The sequence below is a fragment of the Comamonas denitrificans genome (assembly GCF_017368815.1).
GTDB lineage: Bacteria > Pseudomonadota > Gammaproteobacteria > Burkholderiales > Burkholderiaceae_C > Comamonas > Comamonas denitrificans.
This window is the reverse complement of sequence record NZ_JAFNME010000050.1, coordinates 1-11,561: the sequence shown is the minus strand read 5'-3', so window position 1 is coordinate 11,561 and position 11,561 is coordinate 1. Positions and strand designations below refer to the sequence as shown.

Below are 11,561 nucleotides of genomic sequence, written 5' to 3'. Positions count from 1 at the left end.
GTGTGGCGGGCAGGGGGGTGACGGTGTAATCGGCCACGGCCAACTGCATTTCGCCCGCACCCAGCAGCCGCGCTTGGCGCTGGGTGTAGGGCTGTTGGGCGTGCAGTGCCAAATCCAGGTTGGCGGCGGCGCTGCCGTCGGCATCGTCCAAAAACGTGCTGAACGCCTGGTTGCGTAGGCGCGACAGGCCGGTGGCCAGCAATTGCTCGGCCGCATGGTTGGCGTACTGGATGCGCAATTGCGCATCCAGCAGCAGCACCGCGGTGGCCAGGTGGGTCAGCGCGGGCATGGGCGCGGTCAGGCACTCGCCGGCCGTGGCAGCAGGGGTGGGGGCAGCGGTATCGTTCACGCTTTCTTTGGTGTGGGGGAAGGAAAAGGGCCGCTGCCGCGCATCCTTTACAGGCTGTAGTACAGGTCGAATTCAACCGGGTGTACGGCCTGGCGCAGGCGGGTAACCTCGTCCATTTTGCAGTCGATATAGGCCTGCAGCATGTCTTCGGTGAAAACACCGCCTTCCAGCAAAAAGCGATTATCGGCCTTGAGTGCGTCCAGCGCCTGCGCCAAGCTGTGCGCCACGCGCGGGACGTTGGCGGCTTCTTCCGGGGGCAGGTGGTAGAGGTTTTTGCTCATCGCGTCGCCCGGATGGATGCGGTTGCGGATGCCGTCCAACCCGGCCATCAGCAGGGCCGAGAACGCCAGGTAGGGGTTGGCCAGCGGATCGGGGAAGCGGCATTCGATGCGCTGCGCCTTGGGGCTGGAGGTGTGGGGGATGCGGATCGAGGCCGAGCGGTTGCTGGCCGAGTACGCCAGCATCACCGGCGCTTCATAGCCGGGCACCAGGCGCTTGTAGCTGTTCGTGCCGGGGTTGGTGATGGCGTTCAGGGCGTGGGCGTGGTGGATGATGCCGCCGATGTAGAACAGCGCCAGCTCCGACAGGTTGGCGTACTCGGTGCCAAAGAACAGGTTCTTGCCGTCCTTGAACAGCGACTGGTGCACGTGCATGCCCGAGCCGTTGTCGCCCACCAGGGGTTTGGGCATGAAGGTGGCAGTCTTGCCGTGGGCGTGGGCGGTGTTGTGGATGCAGTATTTGAGGACTTGCACCTCGTCGGCCTTGTTCACCAGGGTGTTGAAGGCCACGCCAATTTCGCACTGCCCGGCATTGGCCACTTCATGGTGATGCACCTCGATCTTCAGGCCCATGGCCTGCATGGCGTTGCACATGGCCGTGCGCACGCCGTGCAGCGAATCGACGGGGGGCACCGGAAAGTAGCCCCCTTTGACGCGCGGGCGGTGGCCGGGGTTGTGGCCGCCCATGTCCTGGTTGTTCGCCCAGGCACCTTCGGCAGAGTGGATCTGGAAGCTGGCACTGTCCATCTGCGTTTGCCATTGCACTGAATCGAAGATGAAAAATTCTGGCTCCGGCCCAAAGTAGGCGGTATCGGCAATGCCGGTGGAGCGCAGGTACAGCTCGGCCCGCCGGGCGATGGAGCGCGGGTCGCGGGCGTAGCCCTGCATGGTCGATGGCTCCAGCACATCGGCGCGCACGATGACGGTGGGCTCTTCGGCAAAGGGGTCGAGCACGGCGGTCTGGTCATCGGGCAGCAGCACCATGTCTGAGGCTTCGATGCCCTTCCAGCCGTGGATGGACGAGCCATCGAACATCTTGCCGTCTTCAAAGGCATCGGCCTGCATGGCCTCGGCGGGGAAGGTGACGTGGTGCTCTTTGCCCAGCGTGTCGGTAAAGCGCAGATCGACCCAGCGGGCGTTGTGCTCTTGGAGGAGGGAGTGGGTTTTCAGTGACATGGAAGTGCTCTCGTTTGCTAAGAGGTGGAGGAACTCCCAGGTTTAAGCAACAAGCGTGCCATCTTTATGCCCTGGTGAGTGCTCTGGGGAGCGAAGCCCCCGGCCCAGGCGGCCATGAACCATTGCGGTGCATGGCCGCCCTGGCCCTGCACCAAGTTGAGGCAAAAGCCGCTGCGCCGTGGGGGCCGATCCGTTGGCGCAGCCGTGCGCTTGTGTGAAGATCGCCCCCCATGAGCAAAGCCTTCACCAAAGAACCCGATGGGCACCAGGACGACGATGACGACGACCTGCCCCGCCTGCCCCAAATCCCCCCCGGCAGCAAGAACTACATCACCCCGCAGGGCTACGCGGCGCTGAAAACCGAGCTGCTGGCCCTGATTGACGAGGAACGCCCCAAGGTGGTGGAAACCGTGCACTGGGCCGCCAGCAATGGCGACCGCTCGGAAAACGGCGACTACCTCTATGGCAAAAAGCGTTTGCGCGAAATTGACCGGCGCATTCGCTTTTTAACCAAGCGCCTAGAGATGGCCGAGGTGGTCGAGCCCAGCGTGCACAGCGGCAGCGACCAGGTTTTTTTTGGGGCCACCGTCACCTATGTGGATGATGAAGAGGTCGAGCGCACCATCACCATCCTGGGCATTGACGAGGCGCAAACCAGCCAGGGCCAGGTCAGCTGGGTGGCCCCCGTGGCCCGGGCCTTGCTCAAAGCGCGGGTGGGCGATGAAGTGCCCCTGCCCACGCCTGCCGGGGTGCGGATGCTGGAAGTGTTGGCGGTGCAATACCCGCCAAGTCCGGCCCAATTAAAATAAAAAAAGAGCTGTTACCGCTTTTAAATAAAAGATTTCAAAGGCTTTTTGCCTTGAATTCCTTTATTTTTAAGCGCAAACAGCTCTTATTTTTAATGCTGGTGTGCTGTGCGCGGCCTACGGTGCCAGCACCCGGCTGCAGCTGAGCACCGCCGCATTGCGGCGCAGCGCCCGCAAAGCGCTCTCCAGCTGCAGCTGGTCGTGCACCGCGATGGTAAAGCGCAGCACGGTGGTCTGCATGGCCGATTCGTCCTCAATGTCCACGCGGCGGATGTCCACATCGGTATCGGCCAGCACCTGGGCAATGCGGGCCAGCACGCCCCGGCCGTTTTGCACGGCCAAGGTAATGTTGGCGTTGTACAGATGCTCGTTGTAGATGTCTTCGCCCCATTCCACGGCAATGTGCCGCTCGGGCTGGCGCTCCAGCAGCCGCTGCGCTTCGGGGCAGTCACTGCGGTGGATGTGCAGGCCATCGCCATGGCCCAGGTAGCCAATGACCGCATCGCCCGGCACCGGGGTGCAGCACGGGGCGTAGTGGGTGGCGGTGCGGTTCTGGCTGTCCAGGATGACGCTGCGCTGGGGCCGGTTGCCTTGCGTAAAGCGCTGCTGGGTTAGCAGCAGGGCATCGGGGCGCTGGCCCTGGTGCTGCAGGTAGGCGGTGATTTGCTGCGCCACCAAGGTCGCCACCTGGCGGCCCAGGCCGATGTCCGAGAGCAGCTCGGTTTGGGTCTGTCCAGGCTTGAGGATGGTCTGCCACAGGGCATCTTGGGCCTCCTCGTCGGAGGGCAGGTCAGCAATCCCCTCTTCGCGCAGGGCCTGGGTCAGCAGCTGCTCGCCCAGGGCGGCCGATTCGGTTTGCGCCACGGTTTTGAGGTGGTTGCGAATTTTGGAGCGTGCCCGGCCAGTCTTGGCAAAATTCAGCCACATGGCGTTGGGCGCGGCGTTCTCGTCCAGGGTAATGGCCACCACGTCACCGCTTTTGAGCACCGTGCGCAGGCTGGCCACCTCGCCGTTGATCACGGCCCCGCAAGCATGGTGGCCCACGTTGCTGTGAATGGCGTAGGCAAAGTCAATGGCCGTGGCCCCTTGCGGCATGGAGAACACTTTGCTCTTGGGGGTGAAAACGTAGATCGAGTCCGGAAACAGATCGACCTTCACGTTGTCCCAGAACTCGCTGGCATCGCGCGTTTCGGTTTGAATGTCCAGCAGCGATTGCAGCCACTTGGTGTTCAGCGCCTCTTGCTGGCGGCCCTCGGATTGGTACAGCCAGTGGGCAGCCACCCCCGCCTCAGCGACGATGTGCATGGATTCGGTGCGCAGCTGAAATTCGATGTTCACCCCGGATGGGCCAACCAGCGTGGTGTGCAGCGATTGGTAGCCATTGGTTTTGGCAATGGCGATATGGTCTTTGAAGCGGCCCGGCACGGGCTTGTACAGCTGGTGCAGCACCCCCAGGGCGGTGTAGCAATCGGTGGTGGTGGGCAAGATGATGCGAAAGCCGTAAATGTCGGTCACCTGGGCAAAGCTCAAGTGGTTGCGCTGCATTTTTTGGTAGAGCACAAACAGCGTGTTTTCTCGACCGGCCAAGCGGGCCGGGAGGCCAACGCGTTTAAACGTGGCCTCGACCTCGTTGTGTACCCGCTGCACCAAGTCGTTGCGGCGGGTGCGGGATTTGGCAATCGCTTTTTCCAGCGTTTCATACCGCCACGGGTGCAGGTGGCGAAAAGCCAGGTCTTGTAGCTCGCGGTAGGACTGGTTCAGGCCCAAACGGTGGGCAATAGGAGCAAAAATCTCCAGAGTTTCAGACGAAATACGCCCCCACTTGCTGCGCGGCATGTCCCCCATGGTGCGCATGTTGTGCGTGCGGTCGGCCAGCTTGATAAGGATGACGCGCACATCCTTGGCCATGGCCAGCAGCATTTTGCGAAAGGATTCGGCCTGGGTCTCTTCGCGGGAGTTGAAGTGCAGTTTGTCCAGCTTGGTCAGGCCATCGACCAGCTCGGCCACCGTCTCGTCAAACTGTTGGCGCAAATCGTCTTTGGTGATGCCACAGTCTTCCATGGCATCGTGCAGCAAGGCAGCGGACAGCGCTTGCGCATCGAGTTTCCAGTTGGCACAGATGCCCGCCACGGCAATCGGGTGGGTAATGTAAGGATCGCCGCTGCTGCGCCATTGGTTGCGGTGGGCCTGGTCGGCAAACTGCCAAGCGCGGCGCACCATGGCGGTGCTGTTGCTGTCCAAATAGCTTAAAAAACCCAGCAAATGCTCGAAATGCTGGGCCGAGACATCGGCTGCCAAGCGCAAGCGCTCTGCTTCGGGCAGGTTTTTGTCAATGGGAAGGGAAGGAAAGGACGATGTGGTGGCAGCCGCGTTCATAGACCAACTGTAGCGTGAGAAAACAAGCTTGTGCAGGTGCAAAAAAAAGCACCGCAAAAAGCGGTGCCCTTATTGCTGGGGGGATAGGTTGCACCATGCCCCCAAACACGTTTTAGCCCGGGACTTTTTTCAGCATTTCAATGCCGACTTTGCCCTCAGCAATTTCGCGCAGTGCCGTGACGGCTGGCTTGTTTTGGCACTCCACCTTGGGGGCGTGGCCTTGGCTCAACATGCGGGCGCGGTAGGTCGCGGCCAGCACCAATTGAAAGCGGTTAGGGATCTGCTCCAGGCAGTCTTCAACGGTAATGCGTGCCATTGGCAGGGTACTCCAGCAAAAAATTAAACAGGCAGGTGAAGGGAAGTGAATACATCAGAGCGCAGGCGGCGCTGGCTGGTGTATTTGAGGCGGTGCGCGTGAATAATGGTTTTGAGGTCAAACAGCGCACTCTCGAATAACTCGTTAATTATAACGAAGTCAAATTCTTTGACCTGGGCCATTTCGGTGGAGGCATTCTTCATGCGCAGTTCAATCACCTCGGGGGCATCTTCGCCCCGGTTTTCCAGGCGTGAGCGCAATTCTTCCCAGCTGGGGGGCAAGATAAAAATCAGCACCGCTTGCGGGAAAGCATCGCGCACTTGCAAAGCGCCTTGGTAGTCGATTTCTAGCAGCACATCATCGCCATTGGCCAAGCGCTCTTGAATGCCCTTTTTCGAGGTGCCGTAGCGTTTGTTGTGCACGTTGGCCCATTCGATAAACGCATTGTTGGCGACCATGGCATCAAATTCCGCTTCGGAGGCGAAAAAATATTCACGGCCGTGTTTTTCTTGTCCGCGTGGGGCGCGGGTGGTGTGCGAAACCGAGGGGTAAACCCGCGCATCAAACGAGCGCAAAGCTTTGACCAAGCTGGATTTGCCCGCCCCACTGGGGGCGGCAACGACAAAGAGGTTTCCGGGCAGTTGTTGCATACACAAAATGTGCAAAGCGGCGATTGTCTGTGAAAAAGGGCTCCATAGGGAGCCCTGTGGGTTTTGTTATGGCACGCAGGTGCGTTTTGCCGTGCGTTATTCGATGTTTTGGACTTGCTCGCGCATTTGCTCGATCAGCACTTTCATATCGACGCTGATGCGGGTGAGCTCCAGCGTGGCCGATTTAGAGCCCAGGGTATTGGCCTCGCGATGCAATTCTTGAATGAGAAAGTCCAGGCGCTTGCCGATTTCGCCGCCTTTTTTCAGTAGGCGCTCCAGCTCGTCCAAGTGGGCATCCAAGCGGGTGATTTCTTCGGCCACATCAATGCGAATGGCAAACGCGGTGGCTTCGCTCAAAGCGCGGTCTTGCGCCGCTTCTGCTGGCACCTGCCCCTGGGCCAGGCCCATGGCTTCTTGCCAGCGCTCTAAAAAGCGTTGGCGTTGCTGTTCGACCAATTGCGGCACCAGGGGCGTGGCCTGGGCGGCCAATTCGCGCAGCTGGGCGATGCGATCGAGCAAGGTTTTGGCCAAACGCTTGCCCTCGCGGGCCCGTGCGTCGAGCAAAGCGGTGACGGCTTCCTCGGCCAGGGGCGACAAAATGCTGGCCCAATCGGTCGTGGTGGGGGCGCTGTTGCCGGCCAAGCGCAGGGCATCGGCCACACTCAATGCTTTGGCGCTGGGCAGCCAAGCCTGAATATGCTCTTGCACCATATTCAGGCGCTGGAGCAAGGCGATGCTGGGGGTGCTGAGGCTGGCGCTGGCATCTTGCTCAATGGCGGCACGCACTTCCACTTTGCCACGTTTGAGATGGCGGCTGAGCAGGGCGCGCAAGGCGGGCTCTTGGGCGCGTAATTCTTCGGGGAGGCGAAAAGTGAGGTCTAAAAAACGGCTATTGACGGCACGAATTTCCAGCCCGAGGCGCACGCAAGGGGTGTCCGTGGGGGCGGTGGCGGTCTCGGGTGTCAGCTGGGCGCTGGCGTATCCCGTCATGCTATAAACTGGCATTGCCTTATCTCTTCTCTCGGGTTGCTTCAAATCCGAAAGATTATCCGGTTTCTGTGCTGCCCCGGCGCAAAGATGACAACTAAACCTAAACCCGCTCCCCTGCCGCCTGACACCGTGATTGGTGGTTACCGCATCGTGCGCCGCTTGGCCGCCGGTGGTTTTGGCGTGGTGTACTTGGCCCAAGATGCCAATGGCCAAGAAGTGGCCATCAAAGAGTATTTGCCTGCAGCCTTGGTTTCGCGCGAGCCTGGGCAGTTGGTGCCCCAGGTGGCGCAAGAAAAACTTTCGCTCTACCGGCTGGGCTTGAAAAGCTTTTTTGAAGAAGGGCGGGCGCTGACGCAAATTGCCCATTCTTCCGTGGTCAGCGTGCTCAATTTCTTTCGGGAAAATGACACGGTTTACATGGTCATGAACTATTTGCAAGGGGCCTCTTTGCAGGAATACATCCTGCTGGCGCGCAATCGCAAAGAGCCCAAGATATTGCGCGAATCGACGATTCGCTCTTTGTTTGACGAGGTATTGCGCGGTTTGCGCATTGTTCATCAGCACAAGATGCTGCACCTGGACATTAAACCGGCCAATATTTTCATTACCGACGATGACCGCGCCGTAATGATTGACTTTGGTGCGGCCCGCGAGGTGCTTAACCAGCAGGGCAATTTTGTCCGCCCGATGTACACCCCGGGTTTTGCCGCCCCCGAGATGTACCGCAAGAGCAACAGCACCATGGGCCCGTGGACCGATATTTATGCCATTGGTGCTTGTATTTATGTGTGCATGGTGGGGCAGGCCCCGCCCGATGTGCCCAAGCGCCAAGAGCAAGATGCCTTGCCCACAGCACTGGCCCGCTTGCGTGGCAGTTATTCCGACAATATTTTGGAATTGGTGCAGTGGTCAATGGAGCTGGAGGCGGGCAATCGACCGCAATCGGTCTTTGCACTGCACAAGGCTTTGACCAACGATACCCACCGCCGTTACACCCAGTTGAGCATGGCGGAGCGGGTTCGTCTGCAATTGGGGGCCTTTATCGGGCAGGGGCCGGGTGGATTGGCCCTGTCGCAGCAAAACGCGCCATGAAATTTTCCGTTTTTCAATTAAGCCGTCGGGGCGGTCGGCCGACCAATGAAGACCGCATGGGCTACTGCTACACCCGAGAGGCGGGGCTGTTTGTGCTGGCCGATGGCATGGGCGGGCACGCCGAAGGCGAGGTGGCCTCGCAATTGGCGCTGCAAACCTTGGCGGCCGAGTTCCAGCGCCAGGCCACTCCGCGCTTGCCGGATGTACAAGCGTTTTTGCAGCAAGGGGTGATGCTGGCGCACGAGCGCATCTTGGCTTACGGCCGCCACAAACGCATGAGCGATGGGCCCCGCACCACGGTGGTGGCGGCGGTGATTCAAGATGGGCATGTCAGCTGGGTGAACTGTGGCGATTCGCGCTTGTACTGGGCGCGCGATGGTGTGCTGCAGGCGCGTACGCGCGATCACTCCTATGCTGAGATGGACCGGGCCGGGGCCTTGAAGCTGGCGCACAAGATTTTGAATCGCAATGTGCTCTACACCTGCTTGGGGGCCGAGGCCCGTCCGGTGCTGGATTTTGCCGGGCCCCACAAGCTGCAGCAAAACGATCGCTTGCTGCTGTGTTCGGATGGCCTGTGGGATGTGCTGCAAGAGCATATTTTGCTGCAGCGCCTGAGCAACTCCCCCGTGCAAGATGCCGTGCCGGCCCTGGTGGATGCGGCCTTGCAGGTGGCCGGCAGCAAAAGCGATAACGTCACTGCCATTGCCGTGCAGTGGGAGCAGGCGCAGCAGGAGCCGGAAGCGGCTGATACCCAACATGGTGGCGAAGACACCTTCTCTTCGACCATTCAATCCTTGCAGGATTTGGAAGGCTTTGACGTGAATTTGGATGAGGCCGAGATCGAGCGCAGCATTGCCGAGATCAATGAAGCCATCCGCCGCTCAGCGCTGCATAAAAAGGTTTAGAACGTGTTCACGTTCTTAAAGCATCCAGGCGATGCGCTTTGGCACACGCTGCTTGTGTGTGTTTAATTAAAATCAATAGCTGTTAGCGCTTATATTTCAACACTTTTTAATTATTATGAAGATTGTTTTAGCGTCCAATAACCGTGGCAAGCTCGCAGAATTGCAGTCTATCCTGGCCCCCTTGGGGGTGCAGCTGATTGCCCAAGGCGATTTGTTTGCTGGCGAAGCGCCAGAGCCGCACTGCACTTTTGTCGAAAATGCCCTGGCCAAAGCCCGTTTTGCCGCCGAAAAAACGGGGCTGCCCGCCATTGCCGACGATGCGGGTTTGTGCCTGGATGCCTTTGGTGGCTTGCCGGGGGTGCAGACGGCCTATTACTGCACCCAATTTGGCTACGAAAAAAGCGATGCCAACAATGTGCAAGCCGTGCTGGAGCAATTGGCCCAGCAGCCCAGCCCCGCCAATCGCCAAGGGGCCATGGTCAGCACCTTGGTGGGCGTGCGCCATGCGCAAGATCCCGAGCCGCTGATCGCCGTAGGCCGGGTGGCGATTGAGATCGCGCCCCAGCGCCAGGGCGAGGGCGGCTTTGGCTTTGACCCCGTATTGCTCTACCCCCCACTGGGCGTGACGTTTGCGCAAATGCCCCCGGAACAAAAAAACCAACTCAGCCACCGTGGCCGCAGCAGCCGCTTGATGATGGAGCTGCTGCGCTCCAGCTGGCTGGCGTAATGCACAAGTCCATTGCCATGCCCCGCACCATTGACATCGCCACCGACAGCAGCCCCCTGGGCCAAGCCCCCCAAGACATCCAGCACTACATGCGCGCTGGCACGCTGCAACTGCAGGCGCTGCCGCCTTTGGCGCTGTACGTGCACCTGCCCTGGTGCTTGAAAAAATGCCCGTACTGCGATTTCAACTCCCATGGCCTGGCCCAGGGCCAGCCGTTGCCTGAGCAGCGCTATATCGATGCTCTGATGGCCGATTTGGAAGCCAGCTTGGGCATGGTCTGGGGCCGTCCGGTGTACAGCATCTTCATTGGTGGTGGCACGCCCAGCCTGTTCAGCCCGCAGGCGATTGGCCAGTTGATCAGCGGTCTGCGCGCCCGCTTGCCGCTGGAGGCGGGGTGCGAGATCACCTTGGAGGCCAACCCCGGCACCTTTGAAACCGAGCGTTTTGCCGCCTTTGCCCAGGCTGGGGTGACGCGCCTGTCGATTGGCGTGCAAAGCTTTGACGACCGCTTTTTGCAGGCGCTGGGCCGGGTACACAGCGCCGCACAAGCCCGCGCTGCGGTGGCCGAGGCGGCGCAGGCCTTTGAGACGTTCAATCTGGATGTGATGTATGCCCTGCCGGGGCAAACGCTGGCCGATGTGCAGCGCGATGTGCAGACGGCCTTGTCGTTTGCACCGCCGCATTTGTCGGTGTACCACCTGAGCATCGAACCCAACACCTACTTTGCCAAGCACCCGCCACGGCAGCTGCCCGAGGATGACCAGGCGTACGACATGCTCGATGCCATTACCGCCGCCACAGCGGCCCACGGTTTGCAGCGCTACGAGGTGTCCGCCTATGCCCAGCCGCGCCATGAGTGCCTGCATAACAGCAATTACTGGCAGTTTGGCGATTACCTGGGCATTGGTGCGGGGGCGCACAGCAAAATCAGTTTTGCCCAGCGCATTACCCGCCAAGTGCGCCTGCGCGACCCGCAGCGCTACATGGAGGCGGCCTTGGCCGGTCGCCCCCTGGCCAGCGATGAGGATGTGCGCCGCAAAGACCTGCCGTTTGAATACATGCTCAACGCCTTGCGCTTGCGCAGGGGGTTTAGCCTGCTCGATTTCACGGCCAGCACGGGCTTGTCCATCAACCGCATTGGCCCTGCGCTGGAGCAGGCACAACGCCTAGGCTTGCTGCAGCGCAGCGGCAACCATGTGCAGCCAACCGAGCGGGGCTTTGACTTTCTCAATGATTTGCAGGCCTTGTTCTTGCCCCAGGGCGATTAAACACATCGCCTAACCGCAAGTGGCTGCCACGATGCGCCCTGTGGCATCGACTTCTAAATTCAACCGCTCGGGATTAAATGGCAGGGCCGGGTCACCTTGGTGGATCACCCGCACCATGTAGGCACCGGCTTGCCCACGGGCTTGATGGACGTTGTTTTCGGTGGCAGTTTTGCCAATCGCCCACTGGGCGGCTTGGGCGTTGCACCGCTGTTCGGGGCGGGGGGCGGACTGGGGGGCCGTGCCGCGCAAGGGCAGGGTGCAGGCGGTGAGCAGGCTGGCGGTGCCAAGAAGCAAGAGCAGGCGCATGGGGTTCCTTTCAGACAGTTTCAAAGAGCGTCAAAGAGCGGCCCGTGGTGACGATGTTTGTGCCCAGCTTAGCGCCGCTGTTCTTGGATGCTGGCCGGAATGCGCTGGGCCCGCAATGCACGCTGGGCTTTTTCGGCTTCGGCGCGGGTGGCAAACGGCCCGGCCCGCAGCCGCGTTAAAACGCCTTTGTTGCTGGTGGTGCTAAAGCTTTGGGCCGCATAACCGGCTTGGCGCACTTTGCGTTCTACCGCAGCGGCGTTGGTTACCTCGGCGTAGGTGCCCAACGTGACATAAAACTGGCTGTTGGTGCGGGCGGGCTTTT

13 protein-coding genes are annotated in these 11,561 nt (G+C 60.4%); 5 read left to right on the top strand and 8 right to left on the bottom strand.

The window, feature by feature from the left end; genetic code table 11:
- Both J1777_RS13640 and glnA read right to left on the bottom strand, forming a co-directional pair.
- The coding region (locus J1777_RS13640; protein ID WP_207576227.1) for a PAS domain-containing protein at positions 1-349 on the bottom strand (349 nt) is incomplete at its 3' end.
- Between the two features lie 47 nt (positions 350-396).
- Positions 397-1,803, bottom strand: coding sequence for a type I glutamate--ammonia ligase (glnA, locus tag J1777_RS13635; protein ID WP_207576226.1), 1,407 nt, complete (start codon positions 1,801-1,803; stop codon positions 397-399).
- A 230-nt stretch (positions 1,804-2,033) separates the two neighbouring features.
- On the opposite strand from glnA, the gene greB reads away from it, so the two are divergent.
- The gene (greB, locus tag J1777_RS13630; RefSeq protein WP_207576225.1) at positions 2,034-2,612 is read left to right on the top strand and encodes a transcription elongation factor GreB; all 579 of its coding nucleotides are present in this window, start codon (positions 2,034-2,036) and stop codon (positions 2,610-2,612) included.
- Between the two features lie 114 nt (positions 2,613-2,726).
- Here the strand turns inward: greB and J1777_RS13625 are convergent, their stop codons facing one another.
- From J1777_RS13625 to J1777_RS13610, 4 genes are all read right to left on the bottom strand, one after another.
- Positions 2,727-4,985 carry a RelA/SpoT family protein gene (locus J1777_RS13625; RefSeq protein WP_207576224.1) on the bottom strand — a complete coding sequence of 753 codons (2,259 nt, stop codon included), beginning with the start codon at positions 4,983-4,985 and terminating at the stop codon, positions 2,727-2,729.
- Between the two features lie 112 nt (positions 4,986-5,097).
- Entirely contained in the window at positions 5,098-5,301 is a 204-nt protein-coding gene (gene rpoZ, locus J1777_RS13620) for a DNA-directed RNA polymerase subunit omega (protein ID WP_207576223.1), read from the bottom strand.
- 23 nt (positions 5,302-5,324) lie between these two features.
- Positions 5,325-5,951, bottom strand: a complete 627-nt coding sequence (gmk, locus tag J1777_RS13615; protein WP_207576222.1) for a guanylate kinase — start codon at positions 5,949-5,951, stop codon at positions 5,325-5,327.
- Positions 5,952-6,047: 96 nt separating this feature from the next.
- Positions 6,048-6,941: a YicC/YloC family endoribonuclease gene (locus tag J1777_RS13610; protein ID WP_423220553.1), complete on the bottom strand. Its 894-nt coding sequence runs from the start codon at positions 6,939-6,941 to the stop codon at positions 6,048-6,050.
- 87 nt (positions 6,942-7,028) lie between these two features.
- Here J1777_RS13610 and J1777_RS13605 point away from each other — a divergent pair, with 87 nt between their 5' ends.
- The 4 genes from J1777_RS13605 to hemW all read left to right on the top strand — a co-directional run bounded on the left by J1777_RS13605 (position 7,029) and on the right by hemW (position 10,933).
- Positions 7,029-8,033 (top strand): serine/threonine protein kinase, encoded by a 1,005-nt coding sequence (locus J1777_RS13605; RefSeq protein WP_207576220.1) that lies wholly within the window; start codon positions 7,029-7,031, stop codon positions 8,031-8,033.
- On the top strand, positions 8,030-8,938 hold the full coding sequence (locus J1777_RS13600; RefSeq protein WP_207576219.1) for a PP2C family protein-serine/threonine phosphatase: 909 nt from the start codon (positions 8,030-8,032) through the stop codon (positions 8,936-8,938). Before J1777_RS13605 ends, J1777_RS13600 begins: the two co-directional genes overlap by 4 nt.
- Positions 8,939-9,053: 115 nt before the next feature.
- Positions 9,054-9,665, top strand: a complete 612-nt coding sequence (locus J1777_RS13595; RefSeq protein ID WP_207576218.1) for a non-canonical purine NTP pyrophosphatase — start codon at positions 9,054-9,056, stop codon at positions 9,663-9,665.
- Between the two features lie 17 nt (positions 9,666-9,682).
- Positions 9,683-10,933 (top strand): radical SAM family heme chaperone HemW, encoded by a 1,251-nt coding sequence (hemW, locus tag J1777_RS13590; RefSeq protein ID WP_207576228.1) that lies wholly within the window; start codon positions 9,683-9,685, stop codon positions 10,931-10,933.
- Positions 10,934-10,942: 9 nt separating this feature from the next.
- Here the strand turns inward: hemW and J1777_RS13585 are convergent, their stop codons facing one another.
- On the bottom strand, positions 10,943-11,239 hold the full coding sequence (locus J1777_RS13585; RefSeq protein ID WP_207576217.1) for an I78 family peptidase inhibitor: 297 nt from the start codon (positions 11,237-11,239) through the stop codon (positions 10,943-10,945).
- A gap of 68 nt (positions 11,240-11,307) precedes the next feature.
- Positions 11,308-11,561 (bottom strand): SPOR domain-containing protein (locus J1777_RS13580; protein ID WP_207576216.1); only part of this gene is annotated, 254 nt, incomplete at its 5' end.